The sequence below is a fragment of the Kribbella sandramycini genome (assembly GCF_013131805.1).
GTDB classification, from domain to species: Bacteria; Actinomycetota; Actinomycetes; order Propionibacteriales; family Kribbellaceae; genus Kribbella; species Kribbella sandramycini.
The window spans coordinates 37,861-56,963 of the sequence record NZ_JABJRC010000010.1; the positions used below are offsets into that span (position 1 = coordinate 37,861).

Genomic DNA, 19,103 nt, shown 5'->3' on the forward strand with positions numbered 1-19,103 from the left:
CGAATCCCCAGGTCAGGGCGGTCTCATCGACTGCTTATCCGCCGTCGCGAATAGTCTGTCAAGAATGTTTGCACGGATTTACCAATAACGATTCGCGCAGCCGCCCGAGGATTCGAACCCGATGGAAATGTCGCCCTTCCTGCTAACCCTTTGCGGCCACTCGATCACGCACCGGAGCGCGTAATCCGCCGGCCGCGACGGCGACGCCGAGCACGGCCGCGACCAGTGGGACGAGCAGCCCGTTGCGGAAATCCGCGGCGGTCAACTCGTCCGCCGTCGCCAGGACGGCGGCGACCACCGCGAGCCCGAGCGCCGACCCGAACTGGAACGACGTCGTCAGGACGCCGCCGGCCAGACCCTGCTCGTGTTCGGCGACCCGTTCGGTGGCCGCGATCGTCAGCGGCCCGTAGGCCAGCGCGAACCCCAGCCCGAGCAGCAGGAACGCGGGCAGCATCGCGGCGAACGTCGTACCGAGTGGGAGGAATGTGACGTAGGCGAGGACGGCGGCGACGAAGCCGCCGAGGATCACCCGGCCGTTCCCGAAGCGGTTGACCAGCCATGGCGTCAGCGTCGGCGCCAGGACGGCGTCGATCCCGATCACCATCATCCCGAGGCCGGTGTGGAACTCCGACCAGCCGCGCAGTTCCTGCAGGTAGAGCACCGCGAGGAACTGGAAGCCCATGAACGACCCGATCAGCAGGATCGCGCCGAGGTTCGCCCGGATCAGCGGCGCGTTCCGCAGCAGCCCGAGCCGGATCAGCGGGTTGGCCACCCGCTGCTCGATCAGCACGAACACGGTGAGCAGCGCCAGACCGGCCGCGGCCGTCATCAGCGTCTGCACGGCCGGCACCTCCGGGACGCGGGCGACGGTGGCCACCAGGAGCAGCATCGCGCCGGTCAGGGTGAACGTCCCGCCGAGGTCGAACCCGCCTCGGCGTACGGCGCTCGGCGCGTCCTTCGGCAGCAGGACGAGCGCGGCGACCAGGATCGCGGCGCTGACGAGCACGGGTGCGAAGAAGACCCAGCGCCAGCCGATGCTGGTGAGCAGTCCGCCGGCGACCATGCCCAGGGAGAAGCCGGCGGCACCGGTCCCGGCGTACACCAGGACGGCCTTGTTGCGCTGCGGGCCCTCCGGGTAGGTCGTGGTGATGATGGACAGGCCGGCCGGCGTCATGAAGGCCGCGGCGACGCCGGTCGCGAAGCGGGCCAGGATCAGCACCCAGCCCTCCTCGGCGAGCCCGCCGAGGCCGCTGAACAGGAGGAAGACGACCAGCCAGCCGACGAACATCCGGCGCCGGCCGAGCAGGTCCGCGGCGCGGCCGCCGAGCAGCACGAACCCGCCGTAACTGAGCGCGTAGGCGCTGACGACCCACTGGAGCTGACTGGTCGGCAGCCCGAGCTCGGCCCGGATGGACGGCAGCGCCACGCCCATCATCGAGACGTCGATGCCTTCCAGGAAGATCGCGCCGCAGAGGATCAGCAGCACGGCCCAGGCGCGGCCGGTGAGCCGCGCCTCGGTAACGGTTGTCGACACGAAAACTCCCAGGTGGTTGATGGTTCTCTCTTGTAACTGACCCCATCTTCAGGAACCATCTGGAAACATGGAAGAAGGCACTTTGGGAGAACCGGGTTACTGCTGCGATACCTCCGACGCCTTCCAGTGGGACAGTCGCGAGGACTGCGACGTCCGCCAGATCCTGGATCGGATCGCCGACAAGTGGTCGCTGCTCGTGATCGCGCTGCTCGACGACCGCTCGATGCGGTTCACCGAGCTGAAGAAGACCATCGACGGGATCAGCCAGCGGATGCTCACCGTCACCCTGCGCCAGCTCGAGCGCGACGGCCTCGTCAGCCGCACGGTGCACCCCGTCGTCCCGCCGCGCGTCGACTACGCGCTCACCCCGCTCGGCGTCGGCCTGCACGCCACCATCCAGTCCCTCGTCACCTGGACGGAGTCCCACCAGGCCGAGATCGCCGGCGCCCGCGCCCGCTACGACGCCGCTACCGCCGCTACTGCCTCGCCGGTCGAGTGAACGCCGCGGGGTGACCTGGCACGACGGTCGCCGTCACCAGCGCCGCCAGGACGGCGAATGCGGCCAAGCCATTCAGGGTCGCGGGTAGTCCGGCTGCGGTGGTGATCGCCGGGGCGACGAGCGCGCCGATCAGTAGCGCGAGTGAATCGGCGGCGAAGAACAGCGCCCCGATCCGGCCGAGCATCTCTTGGGGAGCGGTGCGCTGGATCGCGGTCTCCGCGGTGATCAGCAGGATGCTTCCCGGCAGCCCGATCAGCACGGCCGCCGCGATCGCCGTCCGCAGGTCGGGTGCGTTGACGAGCGCGAAGAAGGCGCCGGCGGTGGCCAGCTGTGTAGTGACCAAGAGGCCGCGAATCCCCAACCAGGTCTGGGCTTTCGCGCTCAGGCCGGCGCCGATCAGGTAACCGGCGCCGAGCCCCGCGACCAGATAGCCGAGCGCGGACGCCGGTGCGCCGAGCCGATCGACCGTCAACGGAACGAGCAGCGCCGTCAGCCCGGCGTTCGCCGTCAGGAAGAGCGTCTGACCGAACAGCAGACCGCGCAGAGCGCGATGCCGAGCCGTGTAGGCGAAGCCGGCGCGGGCGCTACTGGGCAACTCCAGGGTGCCGGCCTGGCGGCGTACGCGGATGGTGGAAATGATTGCTGCCGACAACAAATAGCTCGCGATATCCAGCCACAGCACGGCAATCAGACCCGGTCCGGCCAGCAGCAGCGCGCCGAGCACCGGCGCCGTCAGCCGGATCGTACTCGCGGTCAGCGCCGTGATCGCGTTGGCGGCCGCGAGCTCGTCGCCCGTGCCAACCACCGCCGGCATCAACGCCCGCACCGCCGGCCGAAACACCGTCGTCGCCGCACTCTCGATCAGAATCGCCACGTAAATCAGCCAGATCCGCTCCGCATCGGCGAACAACAGCAGGGCCACTGCCGCCGCACTCACCAGATCCGCCACCCACATCGCCCGCCGCAGATCCCACCGATCCAGCCAAGCCCCCGCCCAAGGCCCCAACACCAACGGCGGCACCGCCTCCAAAGCCAACGCCAGCCCCGTCAACACCGCCGACCCACTCAACTGGAACACGTACACCGGCACCGCAATCACCAACAGCCAAGACCCAACCCCCGAAACCCCACCACTAACCCAAACCCGCCAAAACTCCCGATTCCCCAACACCCCCATACCCCGAAAAGTACCCCCCACAAAGCCCACAACCACCAGCGCCCACCACCTCCCACGAGCACCCCTCGCCCACCCCGTCACCGCCCCCACCCCGCGCTCCCGCTCCCGCGCTCCCGCTCCCGCTCCCGCTCCCGCGCTCCTTCAGTTGCCGCCCTCCACCTCGGCAGGCCTCCGCCAACCGACAGCCATCCGCCACCTGCCATCGACCGCGCTCCGCTCGGCCGCTCGCCAGCCCACCCCGCCGCCCGCCGCCGCTCGGCTGCGTCCGCCAGCGGCGCCACGCCGCCGGTCACCTGCGCTGCCCGCCGCGGGTCGTGTGCCCAGCTCACCGGACTGCCGACGTCCGGAGTCGCAGGGCGTCGTACTGCTGGCGGAAATGCGATCGAGGGTGGGCCTGGGGGCGGTTTAGGGTCGGGGTATGCAGATCGGGGCGCGGATCGCGCGGGCGCAGTTGGACGGGTTGGCGAGGTCGCGGCGGCAGATCGTGGTGGGGCCGCTGGTGGGGCTCTTGCACGACGAGGACGCCTGGTACCTGTCGACGATGGTGGCCGCCGAGCCGGGGAAGCCTTTCGACCCGGAGGAGGTGCGCGAGGCGCTCGCCGTGCTGCGGCAGGCGTTCCGCGCTGAGGGCCGCTGGCTGAGCGCCGAGCTGATCGAAGAGGCGAACCCGGGTCTCGCCGACGAGCTCGAGACCAACGGGATGAAGATCGTGTCCCGGCCCCCGCTGCTGGTGGTCGAGCCGGACGAGCTGGTCGACCCGACGCTGCCGGCCGGCGTCACCGCGCTGGTCATCAGCTCGGACGCCGAGCAGGCCGAAGCGAACGCGATCGCCGCCGACGCGTACGCCGCGGAGGGCGTCGGCTTCACCTATCAGCCCGTCCACGCCAACGGCGGCGGCGTCGTCATCCGGGTCGACGGCGTGCCCGCGGCCACCGCCGCCTGGACTGCGGTCGCGGACGGCGTCACCGAGGTCGCCGGGGTCGGCACGATCCACAGTCACCGGCGCCGCGGGCTGGCGGGCATCGCCACGGCGTACGCGACTCAGCAGGCTTTCGAGCTGGCCGGCGCCACTCTGGCCTGGCTGACACCGGGTGACGACGGCGCCGACCGCGTCTACCGCCGGGTGGGCTACAGCCCGCAGGCGACCGCCGTCCACCTCGGCGACCCAGGCGGTCACCTAGCCGATCTGCGCTAGATGCAACCCCGCTCCGCTGTCCCCTCGTATCCCAGGAGACAGCGGAGAGTGGAGGGACGATGGTGAACCGGGACCAGGAGTACGTCGAGTTCGTCGCGGCGGCCAGCGGTGCGTTGCGGCGGACGGCGTACCTGGTGTGTGGCGACTGGCATCGCGCCGACGACGTCGTACAGGACGCTTTGTGCAAGCTGTACCGGTCGTGGGCGAAGATCGATCGCGACGGGAACCCGCTCGCCTACGCCCGCCGAACGGTCGTCAACGCGGCCCTGGACAGCGGTCGGCGCCCCTGGCGCCGGGAAGTGCCGACCGTCGACCTGCCGACCGACCAGCTCTGGGACGCCGATCCGGCCACCGGGCACGCCGAGCGTGACGAGGTCCTCGCCGCCTTGACGAGACTCGCTCCGCGGCAGCGGGCCTGTGTCGTCCTGCGGTACTACGAGGACCTGTCCATCGAGCAGACCGCCCAGATCCTGGGCTGCTCGGAGGGCACGGTCAAAAGCCAGACGGCTCGTGGTCTCGAAACTCTCCGGAATGTGATCGACCGAGCCGCGAGGCTCGTATGAAGGAGAACCCCATGGACAACGAACGAGTTGTCGGCGTCGAACTCGAACGCCTCGCCGCCACCGATCCCCTGGCCCCGATCGACCCGCAAGCCATGCTGACCCGCGGCCGCCGCAGCCGCCGCAACCGCCGCCTCGCCGGCGCCGGCACCAGCATCGCCGCCGTAGCCGTCGTCGCCCTCGGCACCACCCTCCTCCCCAACCTCAACGCCACCGGCACGGACGCCGACACCGCCGGCTCCACAGCCGACTTCACCGCCGTCCCCGGCATCCCCCGCGGCGAAGCCGGCACCGGCGTCGAACTGACCCCCGCCGAAGCAAACCGCCGCTGCGCCCTCCGCTACCCAGACATCAAGCGCCAGTTGCGCCCGTACGACACGTTTCGGGCCGGGCAGGTCCGGATGTACGACCTGAAACCCGGCGTTGACGCACCGTCGGCCTATTGCATCGTCCCGGGCGGCGACAAGCCGTCGGCGGCGCTGGTCGAGGCTGCTCGCCGCGACCCGGTACCGACCAAGCAGGCCGATCAGCTTCGCAACTGCTCCGTCGGTTTCTGGACAGATCTGACCAAGTGGCGCGTGCTGGCGTCGGACGTGGACCCCGGTAAGTCGGCCACGCTCGTGGCTGTCTCACCGTCCGGCAACAGGTACGCCGGCTGCTCGTTGTGGGCCAAGGAGCCGCCCCGCGCGGAAACTCGGATGCACCTGAACTCCACGATCGTCCGCGCGCCGTTCAAGGCGGAAACCTTCCGATCCACTTTCAACGTGGACGCCGGATCTCACCGCCGCTGCCAGCAGGGCAAATGCGTCGAGCAGCACAACCGGATCGGCCTGGTGGAGCCGAGCGTCGTCCGGATCACCGCGCAGCGAATCGGTGGTGGCCGGCACGAGGTCCCGGTGAAAAACGGCTGGTTCGCGCTCACCTGGCTCGACACCAAGCCCTCCGCGAAGGTCGGCGGTCTCAAGTTCACCGCCCACCACAAGGACGGTCACACCGAGGTCATCCCCCGATAGCCGGAAACCGTTCGACCGGTCGGTCGGTGCAGGACAGACGAAGGCCCCGGAAACCGCCAACGCGCTCCGGGGCCTTCGACGTGTTGTCAGCGGACGGTGAAGCCGGCTTTGCGGAAGGCGTCGGCGAGGGAGCCTTCGTCCATCGGGGTGTCGCCCTTGGGGGCGCCTTGGCCGCGCCCGCCCTGGCCGCCGCCCTGGCCACCGCGGCCGCCCGGCCCGCGGCCACCGCCGCCAGGCCCACGACCCTGACCACCGGGGCCGCGACCACCTGGGCCTCGACCACCGCCCTGACCGCCACCGCCGCCACGGGACTGGCCGCCTTGGTTGCCGCCCGACGCGCGGCCGCCGCCGACCTCGTCGTCCAGCCGGAGGGTGAGGGAGATGCGCTGGCGGGGGATGTCGACCTCGAGCACCTTGACGGTGACGATGTCGCCGACCTTGACCACCTCGCTCGGCTCCTTGACGAAGTTCTTCGACAGTGCCGAGACGTGCGCCAGCCCGTCCTGGTGGACGCCGATGTCGATGAACGCGCCGAAGGCGGCCACGTTGGTGACCTGGCCCTCGAGTTTCATCCCCGGCTTCAGGTCGGCGATCTTGTCCACGCCTTCGGCGAAGACGGCGGTCTTGAAGGCCGGCCGCGGGTCGCGCCCCGGCTTCTCCAGCTCGGCGAGGATGTCGGTCACCGTCGGCAACCCGAACATGTCGTCGACGAAATCGGCCGCCTTCAGCCGCTTCAGCTCCGCCGAGCCGATCAGCGCCTTCACGTCCTGGCCGGTCGCATCCAGGATCCGGCGGACGACGGGGTACGACTCCGGGTGCACACTCGACGAGTCCAGCGGGTCGTCGCCGCCGGGGATCCGGAGGAAGCCGGCCGCCTGCTCGAACGCCTTCGGACCGAGCCGCGCGACATCCTTCAGCGCCGACCGGGACGCGAACGGCCCGTTCAGGTCGCGGTGCTGGACGATGTTGTCGGCCAGCCCCTGGGTGATGCCGGAAACCCGCGTGAGCAGCGGCGCGGACGCCGTGTTCAGGTCGACGCCGACCGCGTTCACACAGTCTTCGACGACGGCGTCCAGCGAGCGGGACAAAGCGTTCTCGGCGAGGTCGTGCTGGTACTGGCCGACGCCGATCGACTTCGGGTCGATCTTCACCAGCTCGGCCAGCGGGTCCTGCAGGCGGCGCGCGATCGAGACCGCGCCGCGCAGCGAGACATCCATCCCGGGCAGCTCCTGGGAGGCGAACGCCGAGGCCGAGTAGACCGACGCGCCGGCCTCGGAGACGACCGCCTTGGTGAGTTTCAGCTCCGGGTGCTTGGCGATCAGCTCGGCGGCCAGCTTGTCGGTCTCCCGGGACGCCGTGCCGTTGCCAATAGCAATCAACTCGACCTGGTGCGCGGCGGCCAGCGCGGCCAGCGTCGCGATCGACTTGTCCCACTGGTTCTGCGGGACGTGCGGGTAGATGACGCCGGTGTTGACCACCTTGCCGGTGGCGTCGACGACGGCGACCTTGACGCCCGTCCGGAAGCCCGGGTCGAGGCCCATCGTCGCGCGGGTGCCGGCCGGGGCGGCCAGCAGCAGGTCGCGCAGGTTCGACGCGAAGACCCGGATCGCCTCCTCCTCGGCGACCTGGCGCAACCGCATCCGCAGGTCGATCCCGAGGTGCACCAGGATCTTCGTCCGCCAGGCCCAGCGGACCGTCTCGACCAGCCACTTGTCGGCCGCGCGGCCGGCGTTCTCGATCCCGACCTTGCGGGCGATCGTCGTCTCGTACTCCGTCGGCCCGTCCGGCTCGACACCGGCCGGCAGCGGCTCGACCGACAGCGTGAGCACGTCTTCCTTCTCGCCGCGGAACATCGCCAGGATCCGGTGCGAGGGCATCTTGGTGAACGGCTCGTCGAACTCGAAGTAGTCCGAGAACTTGGCGCCGTCGGTCTCCTTGCCCTCCCGGACGGCGGACGCCAGCCGGCCCTGGGACCAGACCCGCTCGCGCAGCTCGCCGATCAGGTCGGCGTCCTCGGCGAACCGCTCGACCAGGATCGCGCGGGCGCCGTCCAGCGCGGCCTGCGCGTCGGCGACCTCGGCGTTCACGAACACCGCCGCGGCGGCCAGCGGCTCGACCGTCGGATCGGCCATCAGCCCGTCGGCGAGCGGCTCCAGGCCGTTCTCCCGGGCGATCATCGCCTTCGTCCGCCGCTTCGGCTTGAACGGCAGGTAGATGTCCTCCAGCCGCGACTTCGTGTCGGCCGCCAGGATCGCCGCCTTCAGCGCGTCGTCCAGCTTGCCCTGGCTCTCGATCGACTCCAGCACCGTCTTACGGCGCTCCTCGAGCTCCCGCAGGTACCGCAGCCGCTCCTCGAGCGTGCGCAACTGCGCGTCGTCCAGCTCCCCGGTGACCTCTTTGCGGTACCGCGCGATGAACGGCACCGTGGACCCCTCGTCCAGCAAGGCGACCGCCGCCCGCACCTGGTTCTCGCCGACCTCCAGCTCCTCGGCGATCCGCTGCTCGACCGACAACACCACCACGTTTGGTTCCCCTCTACCGATTCCACTTCCACGAGCCCCAAGACCCGACCCCCACATCCTTCCCCATCCCACCCCCCACCCCGAAACCCACCACCCCACCCTGTGGACAACCCGTACGATGGGCGCCTCTAAGGGGAGGGCACGATGAGCCAGTTCAACAACCTGGTCGAGCGCAGCTTCGAGCCGCCGTCCGCGGCTCGGCGAGCCTTCGAGCTGATCGTCCCGCTCGCCCTCACCATCCGCGCTGTCGCGGAGCCGACGCTCGAGTACATCCTGAGCGCGATCTTCGTGGCCGCGCTGTGCGTTCCACTCGCCGTCGCGCCGGCCCGCCTCCGCGTCGCCCTCGACGGTTTCCAGCGCAAGCACCGGGTTCTCGCCAACCTCGGCGCCGCCGTCTTCGTCGCCGGGTGCATCTTCATCCTGGCCCGCTTCGCCCTCGACCGGCCCGCCAGCGCCCTGATCGCGGCAGTTGCGCTCGCCCTGGCCTTGGCCGCCCCCCTCGTGAACCACCTCCGGTCTCGGCGCTGACGGGTCGGTTCAGGTGCGTGCGGGGCGCATGAGGAAGTAGGCGATGGCTACGGCGGCGGCGACGATGGCTGCGGCGACTGCGAAGGCGAAGTGGTAGCCGTTGGTGAGGGCCTGGAGCTCCGTGGGGCCGGTGGTGTTGGTGGCGGCCAGGGTGGCCAGGACGGCGAGACCCAGGGCCGCACCGACCTCGGCTGTGGTGCCGATCAGGCCGGAGGCGAGTCCGGCGTCCTCGGGCGGTACGTCGGCCATGGCCAGGCCCATCAGGGCCGGGAAGGCGATTCCGCCACCCAGACCGAGCAGAGTGAGCACGGGGAGGACGTGGACGACGTAGCTGCCGCCAACAGGCGCCTGGGTGAACAGGACCAGGCCGAGCGTGACCAGGGCCAGTCCGGCGATCAGCGGACGACGGGGCCCGAAGCGGGTCACCAGCTTCTCGGAGTACTTCACTGAGAGCAGTCCCATCACCAGAGTGGTCGGCAGAAACGCCAGTCCGATCTCCAGAGCGTCGTACCCGAGGACACGCTGCAGATAGAGCGAGCCGAGGAAGAAGATGCCGAACATGCCCGAGCTGGACAGCGCCTGGACCAGGTTGGCGCCAGTCAGGTTCCGCGACCGGAAGATGCGCAACGGAACGAGCGGGTTGGCCGCAGTGGCTTCCCGGACGACGAAACCGGCCAGCAGCGCCACAGTCAGCAGCCCGAGCAGCACAGTCCGGCCTGCAGTCCACCCCAGCTCCGCAGCGGGCTCGACGATCGTGAAGACGCCCAGCATCAGCGCAGCGGTGATCAGAACCGCGCCTGGTACGTCGGTGCCGCCACCGCTCCCAAGTCGCTTGTCCTTCTCGATCAGCCGCACTCCGGCGACCGCAGTCAGGATGCCGATCGGGAGATTGACGAAGAAGATCCAGTGCCAGTTGATCGCCTGCGTCAGGACGCCGCCCGCCAGCAGCCCGATCGACCCGCCGGCCGACGCGACGAACGCGTAGACGCCGATCGCCTTCGCCTGCTCCCGCGGCTCCGGGAACAGCGTCACGATCATGCCCAGGATGACGGCCGACGTCAGCGCACCGCCGACGCCCTGGACGAAGCGGGCGATCACCAGGACCTCCTGCGAGGTCGCCAGTCCGCACAGCACCGAGGCGATCGTGAAAACGACCAGTCCGGCGGTGAAGATGTTCCGCCGACCGAGGAGGTCACCCAGACGGCCGGCCAACAGTAGGAGCCCACCGAACGCGATCAGGTACGAGTTGACCACCCAAGCCAGTGACGAGCTCGTAAAACCGAGGTCGTCCTGGATGGCGGGCAGAGCCACGTTCACGACGGTGACGTCGAGAACGATCATCAGCATCCCCGCACACAGCGTGTACAGGGCGAGCCATCGTGAACGCCCACCCCTCGTGGTCGGGGTAGTCGATTCGGTCAGCGCGGTCATCGCGGTCTCCTTGACGAGAGGGCAGCTACACCCTTACGTCGAACTGCAATGGCTCAGATTGACACCTCGGTCGAATCTTTTTTCGTACGCCGTCCTGGCGCGCCCAGCCAGTACGCGAGCAACGCCGGTACCAGCCCTGACCCGATGACCAGCAGTGTCGGCAGCTGTGACGCCAGTGCGAACCAGGTGAGCAGCCCGACCACCGCACCGGCGACAGCCAGCGACCGACGTAGCAGAAACAGGTTCGCCTGCCGGAACACCGACTTGAAGGTGGCGTCCTCCTCAGCGTCCGCCAGCACGGCCAGACCGCTCAGATAGAGCCCCAGGATCATTCCGGTCAGCGGAATGAGCACAGCGAGCGCGAAGATCCGCACCGGGCCGTCTGTGAACGCCCAGAACGCCAGACCGAACGCGAGCATCGCGCCCCCGACGTACAGGCCCAGCCCGGCCAGCCAGAAGCGCTTGAACGCCCAGACGAACTCTCGCAGGTACCGCCGCATCAGCTGCGGGCGGTCCTGACTGATGGCATCCGGCAGCACCCGCTGCAGCGCGAACGCCGCCGGGAACGTCGTCACGATGCCCACGCTCAGCACCAAGGACGCCAGCTGCAGCATCAGCAGATCGCCGACCACCGTCAGTTTCGCCAGTACGGCGTTGGTCCGGCCGGCCTGTTCCACTGCTTCGCCTCCTCGTTCCGCCCGAGTATCGGTTGATCGTATGATCACAAACAATCACCCGAGATCACAGGGGACGTCGCCATGCTTGCACCGGAGCGCCACGAGCTCATCCTGCGCGGCCTGCGCCGGCACGGCCGGCTCCGGGTGGCCGAGCTGGTCGCCGAGCTGGGCGTTTCCGCGATCACAGTACGCCGCGATCTCGCCGAACTGGACGCCGCCGGTCTGCTCCGCCGCGTCCACGGCGGCGCGATCGGCGCGGGCCCCGCCGACCAGAGCGCGCCCGGCACCCGGCTCACCATCGGCATCGTCGTCCCGCGCGCGTCCTTCTACTACACCGACGTCATCCGCGGCGCCGAGGCGATGGCCGCCCGCTACGGCGCCCGCCTGATCCTCGGCATCTCCGGCTACGACCCCGTCGTCGAGCTGGAGCGGATCGAGAAGGTCCTCGGTATTGGCGTCGCCGGCCTCCTGCTCAGCACGGCGTACGGCGACGGCGAGGCCGACCGCCTCGGCTCCCGTCTCGACGACATCGACGTCCCCGTCGTCCTGATGGAACGCGCCTTCGGCTTCCCGCACGTCGCCCGCGAGTACGACCACGTCCGGACCGACCACGCCTACGGCGCCATGCTCGCCCTGCGCCACTTCACCCAACTCGGCCACCGCCGCATCGTCGTCAGCCTCCAACCCACCGTCACCGCCCATTGGCTCCGCCGCGGCATCGAACAAGCCGCCGCCACCCTCGGCGCCGAGGTCTTCCTCTCACCCGCCGACCTCCCCCAAACCGGTGACGACCCGGCCTCCCTCGCCCAACTGGACGCCTTCCTCGCCGAATGCGAGTCCCACAACTCCCGCGCCGTCCTCATCCACTCCGACGAACACGCCGCCCGCCTCGTCGAACGCGCCATGGAACGCGGCCTCCGCGTCCCCGAAGACCTCGCCGTAGTCGTCTACAACGACGTAACCGCCGCCCTCGCCGTAGTCCCCCTCACCGCCGTCAGCCCCCCACGCCACGCCCTCGGCGAAACCGCCTGCGACCTCCTCATCCGCAAACTCCAATCCAAACCCGCCCCCACCCAACACCTCTCCCTCCTCCCCACCCTCAACATCCGCTCCTCCTGCGGCGCCCAACCCGCCGCCCTGAGCAGATAGATTGCTCGCCATGCAGTTCGAACAGTTCGACACCGAGTACCGCAAGGTCCTCGATGCCGTCCGCACCGGCATGGACGAGGCCCAGGCCCGCCCTGAGATCGATCGCCTCCGTTCTCTGGCAGCCGCCCTCACCGACCCGAACGACCGCACTGACGCTGCCCACGACCTCGAACTGCTCGAGGACGTCCTCGGCACGCCCCCCGCGGCCCCCCGCTCAGCCCGCCTCCAGCAGGCCTACGAGCTACAGGCCGTCGCAGTCGCCGAGACCGGCACACCGGCTGAACGCATCGAGCGGCTGCAGCGAGCCCTGGCGGAGCTGGCCGAGCTCGTGGACGGCGCCGAGCCCGCGGACCAGGAAGAGATGCGTGGTATCGGCCACACCCTCAGCCTGTTGGTCGGCGCACTCGAAGCTGAACGCTGAGCCTCGTGCCCAAGGCCACCACCTACCGGCAGCTCCTGGCCGAGCAAGCACCTGCCGCCGTCCGGATCTCCGGAGCTCATCATTCGGTCTGGAACGGCCGGACCGAACTGACGGATCCCGCCAAGCCGGTTGACGGGGAGGCGGAGTGGCACGGCACAGTCCGCTACAACGACCAGCGGATCCTCGAGCCGACCCGTGAGATGTTCCGCAACTCGCGCGTCCACATGCAGGACGCCGCGACGCTGCGCAGCTACCGCAAAGCAATCAAGACCATGCTGCACGAGAACGTGCACATGCTCGCCGGGGAAGGCTCCGACCCGCGACGTAACCAAGCCGAGTACAACACGCCGCACGGCAAGGCGGCCGAGGAGGGCTTCACCGAGCTCTACGCGATTCAGAAGACCGATGACTACATCGACGAGCTCGGTCTCGAGGACATCGCGCCCGGTATCAAGGCGGCCGGGAAGCACGAGATCTACGCCGAGTACGTCCAGGGCGCTGATGCGTTCGCCCAGACGATCGGCAGCCGGAGCGGGCTGGGCAGCGAAGAAGTCGTGCGCCGGATTGCCACAGTCGGTGCCGCGCAGAAGTTCGAGGCCGCCGCCGCGGCGATCTACGACACCAGCGACCTCCCTGGCCTCGTCCCCGACGACCAACGTTCCGCCGCAGTCCAGCAGATCGCCGAAGCGATGAAGAAGGACTACGCCCAGATCGACCAGGCCCAGAACATCAAGGATCCGGACCTGCGCCGCAAGGCCGCCCGCGCCGCAGGCGGAGCCGCCGCCCGCGCGGGCTACGACGAGATCCGCAACATCCGCCGCCAGTGGTCGATGCCGGCACCCGAAGCACGCGTGGAGCGTGGAGCCAACGCCGAGCAGACCCGCTCGAACGATTCACCCACCAACGCACCCGCAACCCTCGAAGCCACCACCGCCGCCACCCCCCACTCCCTCCCGCCCGGCCTCGCCACCGCGGTCCACGCCAGTCGGTCCGGCGCTGAGCCGCTCACGTCGGCTACTCGGCTTGACGAGGCGGATATGGGCTCTCGTCGTGGCGGTACGCAGACTGCGCCGGAGCGCGGGCCTGAAGTGCAGCGCTGACTGCGAGCCTTCAGCGTGCGGAGGGCAAGCGTTTGGGCGAAAAGGTGGGTGCTGCGCGGAACTTTGATCGGTCTGGTTCCGGAACTGATCGAAAGTGATCGTTCGAGCGCTAGGGTATTGACGAGGAAAGCCCTTTCCCATACCTTCGCTGCACTTGATGGTGGTCCGGTCGTTCGGGCCCGGCCGAAACCGGTTCGGCAGTGAAGGAGTTCCCCTGTGAGACGTAGCGTGGGACTGACGTTGCTGGCCGCGGCGCTCGCCGTGGTGGCCAGCGGTTGTGGCAGCGGGGTGATCGACAAGAGCACGGACGGCGTTGCGCCGGCCGAGGCCACCGGGACGCTGCGGGTGCTGCTCCCGTCGTTCCCGCCCAGTAACGAGGGGCGGGCGCAGTTCCAGAAGGTCGTCGAGGACTTCCAGCAGAAGTACCCGAAGATGAAGGTCGAGCCGGACTTCGCGACCTACAACAACCTGAACGAGAAGATGTCGACGTCGATCGCGGCCGGCATCCCGTACGACGTGATGGTCACCGGCGTCGGCTGGATCCAGCCGTTCGCGTCCAAGCGGATCTTCGCCGACCTCGGCGCGTACGGCCTGACGCCGGACGTGATCAAGGAGAAGAGCATCGCCGCGCTGATCCCGGCGGTGACGTACGACGGCAAGATGTACGGCTACCCGTTGCTCGCCGACGCGCGCGCGGTCGCACTGCGCAAGAGCGCGTTCATCGAGGCGGGGCTGGATCCGGAGAAGCCGCCGGCGTCGCTCGCGGAGCTCAAGATCGCCGCGGAGAAGCTGACCAAGCGGGACAAGGACGGCAACATCACCCGGAGCGGATTCGACCTCGCGTCGGCGTCCGGTTTCCGGCAGTCGTTCACGACCTTCCTGGCCTCGACCGGTACGACGCTCTACGAGGACGGCGAGCCGAACTTCGACAACCAGGCCGGGCTCGACACCCTGCTCTGGATCAAGTCGATGATCAACAACGTCCAGCCGTACGGTCAGGTGAACGCAGCGCAGCAGCCGCTGGTGTACTCCGGCGAGGCCGCGATGGGGATCGTCGGCGGCGCCGTCGACTGCGGCACCGGTGGTAAGGGCATCGGCCAGAAGAACTGCGACGACCTGAAGTTCTTCCGCTTCAACAGCGGCAAGGAGATCGAGTACCTCGGCGGCGACCTCGCGTCGATCGGCTCCCGCAGCGTGCACAAGGACGCCGCCTGGTCGTTCATCCAGTCGCTGACCCAGCCGAGCTCGCTGGACGCGATGGCCAAACTGAACCGCAAGCTCCCGGCGTACAAGGACGCGAGCAACTCGCCGCAGGCGAAGTCCAACCCGTTGAGCAAGTTCGTCGCGGACGGCCTGGTGTACGCCGCGAACGAGAACGAGGTGCCGGCCAACTGGCTCGAGATGCGGGGCAACTTCGACATCCAGCTCACCCAGGCGGTCCTCGGTCAGAAGGATCCCGCGAAGGTGCTGCGCAACCTGGCAGGACAGAGCCGATGAGCACAACACTCGAGCGCCCGGCGCTCAGCGCGACCCGCAAGGCGGACGTCGCCAAGGACAAGGGCACCCTGACCCGTAATCAGGTCCGTACCGGCTGGGCCCTGCTGGCCCCGGCGCTGCTGCACTCAGGCGTATTCATCGTGATCCCCGTCGTCGCGGTGCTGGTCCTGAGCTTGACCGACTACAGTTTCGGCGACACCTGGTCGTGGGTCGGTTTCGGCAACTACAGCGAGCTGTTCCGCGACGTCGATTTCCTGGCGTCGCTGTGGCACACGGTGCTGTACGCGATCATCGTCATCCCGATCTCGATGGCGATCTCGCTCGCCGTCGCGCTCGGCCTGAACCAGAAGATCCGCGGTCTGGGCTTCTTCCGGACGGCGTTCTACATCCCGACCGTCACCGCGACGGTCGCCGTGGCGACGATCTGGCTGTGGATCTACAACCCGGGCTCCGGTCTGGCGAACGGCTTCCTCAGCCTGTTCGGCTTCGCGCCGAACCGCTGGCTGGCCGACCCGGGCACCGCGCTCGGATCGCTGATGGTGGTCGGTATCTGGCAGGGGCTCGGCACCAAGATCATCATCTACCTGGCCGCGCTGCAGGGCGTTTCCCGCGATCTGCTCGAGTCGGCCGATATCGACGGCGCGAACCGGTGGCAGAAGTTCCGCAACGTCACGCTGCCGGCCCTCGGCCCGGTGCAGTTCTTCGTGCTGATCACGTCGATCGTCGGCACCTTCCAGGTGTTCGACCTGGTCTACGTGATGACGCGCGGCGGGCCCGGTAGTGAGACGCGCGTCCTGGTGCTGGACATCTACCAGAACGCGTTCCAGGACCTCAAACTCGGTTACGCGTCCGCCGAGACCGTGATCATGATGATCGTGATCGCCGTCTTCATCGGCGTCGGGCGCCTGCTCCAGAAGGCGGACACCAATGACTAGCGCCACGTTGCCGGCGGTCGCCGCCGCCGGGAAGCCGTCCGCGTTCCGGCCTGGCCGGATCCTGTTGTACGCCGGGCTGGTGATCGGCGCGCTGCTGATGATCACGCCGTTCCTGTGGATGGTGCTGACCGCGTTCAAGAGCGAGCTGGAGATCCTCAAGTTCTCCTGGCTGCCTGGTGAGCTGCGCTGGAGCAACTTCAGCGAGGCGATGCAGACCGCGCCGTTCCTGCGGTACTTCCGGAACAGCGCGCTGATCGCGCTCGGCGAGACCGCGTTCACGCTGGTCGTCTGTACGACGGCCGGCTACGCGCTGGCCAAGATGCCGTTGCGCGGTGGCAAGCTGATGCTCGGGTACTTCATCGTGCTGCTGCTGGTGCCGTTCCAGATCATCCTGGTGCCGCTGTTCATGATCGTGAAGTCGATCCCGCTGTTCGGCGGGAACAACATCCTCGGTCAGGGCGGGATCGGCTGGCTGAACTCGTGGTGGGGTCTGATCATCCCGCTCGGCGCGGCGCCGTTCTTCACCTTCCTGGCCCGTCAGTTCTTCGTTTCGCTCCCGGACGAGCTGGCTCAGGCGGCCCGGGTCGACGGGCTCGGCGAGTTCGGGATCTTCTGGCGGATCATGTTGCCGCTGATCAAGCCGGCGCTGATCACGATCGGCGTCTTCCAGATCGAAGCGGCCTGGAACGGGTTCCTCTGGCCACTGATGATCACCACCTCGGACGAACTTCGCCCACTCCAGCTGGGGCTGGCGATCTTCTCCCAGAACCCGGCCGAGATTCAGTGGCCCTACCTGATGGCCGGTACGGCGCTGGCGACGCTGCCGATGATCGTGCTGTTCGTCTTCGCGCAGAAGCGGTTCATCGAAGGAATGGCGAACGTCGGCATCAAGGGCTGAGCCCCCTGGAGTTGTGGGCCGACCTCGAGCAGATGCTCACCCCGCCCCGGGTGAGCATCTGCGAGGCCCCCTCCCACATGCGGTGGTCCCGAAGAAACACCGGAGTGTCCCGCGTAGTCCCCCCACCGGCACACTCACCCGTTTATCGCGCCACTGTGCCCTGCGTTACACCCGCGTCCCGTTTTTTCGCCGATTTCCCGAACGATTTCTCCTCGGGCCCGGCAAATTCCAGAAATTGTCACATCACGCAGCGTGACGATCACTTTCGGTAGTCGATTGTCTCGGTGGCGGGGTAACCAACCGATTGGAAGACTCGGGGGATGGACGAACGGGTCGCGGCCAATCGGGTCGTCTGGGAGCAGGCGTCGGCGAAACACGTGCGCGAGTACGACGAACTGCTGGCGCAGGCCCGCGATGGGGAGCTGTTCCCGCGGGAGGTCTCGTTGCTCGCACCGGTGCTGGCTGACGGCCCACTGGTCGTGCATTTCCAGAGCGGGCACGGAGTAGACGACACCGCGCTCGTACGGGCGGGCGCTCGTCAGGTGGTCGGTGTCGACTACAGCTCCGTCGCTGCGACGGCCGCACAGCGTCGGGCCGTCGACCTCGGTTCGCCTTGTCGCTATCTGGTCGCGGAGGTGCCCGGCGTACCGGTGCGGGATGGCTGCGCCGACCTGGTGTACACGGGCAAGGGTGCGCTGATCTGGATGCGCGATCTCGACGCATGGGCCCGCGATGCGGCGCGCGTACTACGTCCGGGCGGCAGCCTGTTCGTGTACGAAGCGCACCCAGCCGTGCCGCTGTGGTCGTGGGACGCCGATGAGCCGCGAATCCGGGCGGACCGGAGTTACTTCGCCGACTCACACGTCAACGACAGCTTTCCCGGCAACGGTGCGCGCGAATGGCAGTGGAACCTCGGTCAGATCGTCACTGCGATCACCCAGGCCGGCCTGCGGCTCGACGTACTGGAGGAGTACGCCGAGCCGTTTTGGCGGCCCGCCGACGGAACAGCCGCGGCCGCGTGGTCCGGCCGGCTGCCCAACGCCTACGCCCTACTGGCTCACAAGTAGGACAGCAGCGCCGCCTCCTCGTGGTCGAGGTGTGCGATCAACAGATCGGCCAGCCGGTCCACCTCTGTCGCCAGGTCAGGACTGGGCTCGCTGAGCAGCTTCTCCAGCGCCTCCAGCCGTACGCCGATTTGGTCGTGCTCGGCCTGCAGTGCGTCGATCTCAGTCGCCAGCTCCGGGTGCAGCTCGCGCAGTCCGGGGAACAGGCCCATCGACTCCCCGGTGTGGTGGTTGTGCAGCCCCTGGCACAGAGTGAGGCAGTTGATCCGCAGCTGCGCTCCCAGCCCCGCCGTACCGGAAGCAGCGACCTCCGCCCGGATCAGCTCGAGCTCACGCCGGAAAGTCTTGTGGACCTTGATCAGCAGCTCGGCAAACGAGTCAGCACCCCCAGGCGGCCCGGCCTGCCGCTGCACCAAAGCGACCACCGGAATCGTCCGCGACGTCTTGGCCTGGTATTCACCCCAGCCGGCATCCGCCTCGACCAGCCGCGCGAACACCTCGTCCCGCTCCGCGCCTTCGAGCGGCACGGCGTCCGCCTCGTACGTGAACACCCCGGTCTCGACCGTCACCTCGGCGTTCGCCTGCAGGTTGTGAAACCAGTCCGGATGCTGGTCGGCGCCGAGGGCCGACCCGACCACCAGCAACCGTTCGCCATCCGGGTAGTACCCGAGCGCGGTGGTGTGCGGCCGACCGGAACGCCGTCCAGTCGTTGTCAACAGCAACATTCGCGCGTCTGCGAACGGCCCGCTCAGCCGTCCTTCTTGCGCACGGAACTCAGCAATCAGCACATCAGTAAAAGGGTTCGTCATTCTCTTCTCTCGGTAGATGATCAGAATCGGTGAGAAAGAGAAGACGCGGCGGCCCACGGGCCGGCCAGGCGCTCAGAAGTCGCCCGGGAACCCA

Annotated in this window: 18 protein-coding genes; 12 read left to right on the plus strand and 6 right to left on the minus strand. The window is 68.6% G+C overall.

Annotated features, from left to right (window positions below):
- Positions 1–142: 142 nt before the first annotated feature.
- Positions 143–1,534 carry an MFS transporter gene (locus HPO96_RS32220; RefSeq protein ID WP_171678189.1) on the minus strand — a complete coding sequence of 464 codons (1,392 nt, stop codon included), beginning with the start codon at positions 1,532–1,534 and terminating at the stop codon, positions 143–145.
- Between the two features lie 82 nt (positions 1,535–1,616).
- On the opposite strand from HPO96_RS32220, the gene HPO96_RS32225 reads away from it, so the two are divergent.
- Complete coding sequence (locus HPO96_RS32225; RefSeq protein ID WP_272954757.1) at positions 1,617–2,033, plus strand: winged helix-turn-helix transcriptional regulator; 417 nt, start codon at positions 1,617–1,619, stop codon at positions 2,031–2,033.
- Here HPO96_RS32225 and HPO96_RS32230 read toward each other — a convergent pair.
- Positions 2,011–3,210, minus strand: a complete 1,200-nt coding sequence (locus tag HPO96_RS32230; RefSeq protein WP_171678190.1) for an MFS transporter — start codon at positions 3,208–3,210, stop codon at positions 2,011–2,013. The genes HPO96_RS32225 and HPO96_RS32230 overlap by 23 nt on opposite strands.
- 418 nt (positions 3,211–3,628) lie before the next feature.
- Here HPO96_RS32230 and HPO96_RS32235 point away from each other — a divergent pair, with 418 nt between their 5' ends.
- Genes HPO96_RS32235 through HPO96_RS32245 form a run of 3 tightly spaced genes read left to right on the plus strand, consistent with a single transcriptional unit; the run spans position 3,629 to position 5,978 of the window.
- Positions 3,629–4,405, plus strand: a complete 777-nt coding sequence (locus HPO96_RS32235) for a GNAT family N-acetyltransferase (protein WP_171678191.1) — start codon at positions 3,629–3,631, stop codon at positions 4,403–4,405.
- Positions 4,406–4,464: 59 nt separating this feature from the next.
- On the plus strand, positions 4,465–4,968 hold the full coding sequence (locus HPO96_RS32240) for a SigE family RNA polymerase sigma factor (protein ID WP_171678192.1): 504 nt from the start codon (positions 4,465–4,467) through the stop codon (positions 4,966–4,968).
- An 11-nt stretch (positions 4,969–4,979) separates the two neighbouring features.
- Positions 4,980–5,978 carry a hypothetical protein gene (locus HPO96_RS32245; RefSeq protein WP_171678193.1) on the plus strand — a complete coding sequence of 333 codons (999 nt, stop codon included), beginning with the start codon at positions 4,980–4,982 and terminating at the stop codon, positions 5,976–5,978.
- Between the two features lie 86 nt (positions 5,979–6,064).
- Here the strand turns inward: HPO96_RS32245 and HPO96_RS32250 are convergent, their stop codons facing one another.
- Positions 6,065–8,500, minus strand: a complete 2,436-nt coding sequence (locus HPO96_RS32250) for a Tex family protein (protein WP_337796900.1) — start codon at positions 8,498–8,500, stop codon at positions 6,065–6,067.
- Between the two features lie 144 nt (positions 8,501–8,644).
- Here HPO96_RS32250 and HPO96_RS32255 point away from each other — a divergent pair, with 144 nt between their 5' ends.
- Positions 8,645–9,028, plus strand: coding sequence for a hypothetical protein (locus tag HPO96_RS32255; RefSeq protein WP_171678195.1), 384 nt, complete (start codon positions 8,645–8,647; stop codon positions 9,026–9,028).
- Between the two features lie 9 nt (positions 9,029–9,037).
- Here the strand turns inward: HPO96_RS32255 and HPO96_RS32260 are convergent, their stop codons facing one another.
- Positions 9,038–10,459, minus strand: a complete 1,422-nt coding sequence (locus tag HPO96_RS32260) for a DHA2 family efflux MFS transporter permease subunit (protein ID WP_171678196.1) — start codon at positions 10,457–10,459, stop codon at positions 9,038–9,040.
- Between the two features lie 53 nt (positions 10,460–10,512).
- A complete protein-coding gene (locus tag HPO96_RS32265; RefSeq protein ID WP_337796901.1) occupies positions 10,513–11,136 on the minus strand; it encodes a DUF624 domain-containing protein in 624 nt (207 codons plus the stop codon).
- 81 nt (positions 11,137–11,217) lie between these two features.
- Between HPO96_RS32265 and HPO96_RS32270 the strand changes: the two genes are divergently transcribed.
- The 7 genes from HPO96_RS32270 to HPO96_RS32300 all read left to right on the plus strand — a co-directional run bounded on the left by HPO96_RS32270 (position 11,218) and on the right by HPO96_RS32300 (position 18,203).
- Entirely contained in the window at positions 11,218–12,285 is a 1,068-nt protein-coding gene (locus HPO96_RS32270) for a LacI family DNA-binding transcriptional regulator (protein WP_171678197.1), read from the plus strand.
- 10 nt (positions 12,286–12,295) lie between these two features.
- Positions 12,296–12,706 carry a hypothetical protein gene (locus tag HPO96_RS32275; protein ID WP_171678198.1) on the plus strand — a complete coding sequence of 137 codons (411 nt, stop codon included), beginning with the start codon at positions 12,296–12,298 and terminating at the stop codon, positions 12,704–12,706.
- A gap of 5 nt (positions 12,707–12,711) precedes the next feature.
- Complete coding sequence (locus HPO96_RS32280) at positions 12,712–13,806, plus strand: hypothetical protein (RefSeq protein WP_171678199.1); 1,095 nt, start codon at positions 12,712–12,714, stop codon at positions 13,804–13,806.
- A 216-nt stretch (positions 13,807–14,022) separates the two neighbouring features.
- Complete coding sequence (locus HPO96_RS32285) at positions 14,023–15,303, plus strand: extracellular solute-binding protein (protein ID WP_171678200.1); 1,281 nt, start codon at positions 14,023–14,025, stop codon at positions 15,301–15,303.
- Positions 15,300–16,238: a carbohydrate ABC transporter permease gene (locus HPO96_RS32290; RefSeq protein WP_171678201.1), complete on the plus strand. Its 939-nt coding sequence runs from the start codon at positions 15,300–15,302 to the stop codon at positions 16,236–16,238. The genes HPO96_RS32285 and HPO96_RS32290 overlap by 4 nt, the downstream gene beginning before the upstream one ends.
- A complete protein-coding gene (locus HPO96_RS32295; protein ID WP_171678202.1) occupies positions 16,231–17,136 on the plus strand; it encodes a carbohydrate ABC transporter permease in 906 nt (301 codons plus the stop codon). The genes HPO96_RS32290 and HPO96_RS32295 overlap by 8 nt, the downstream gene beginning before the upstream one ends.
- A gap of 320 nt (positions 17,137–17,456) precedes the next feature.
- The gene (locus tag HPO96_RS32300; protein WP_171678203.1) at positions 17,457–18,203 is read left to right on the plus strand and encodes a class I SAM-dependent methyltransferase; all 747 of its coding nucleotides are present in this window, start codon (positions 17,457–17,459) and stop codon (positions 18,201–18,203) included.
- Here HPO96_RS32300 and HPO96_RS32305 read toward each other — a convergent pair.
- On the minus strand, positions 18,194–19,009 hold the full coding sequence (locus HPO96_RS32305) for a nitroreductase/quinone reductase family protein (protein WP_171678204.1): 816 nt from the start codon (positions 19,007–19,009) through the stop codon (positions 18,194–18,196). The genes HPO96_RS32300 and HPO96_RS32305 overlap by 10 nt on opposite strands.
- Between the last annotated feature and the right edge of the window lie 94 nt (positions 19,010–19,103).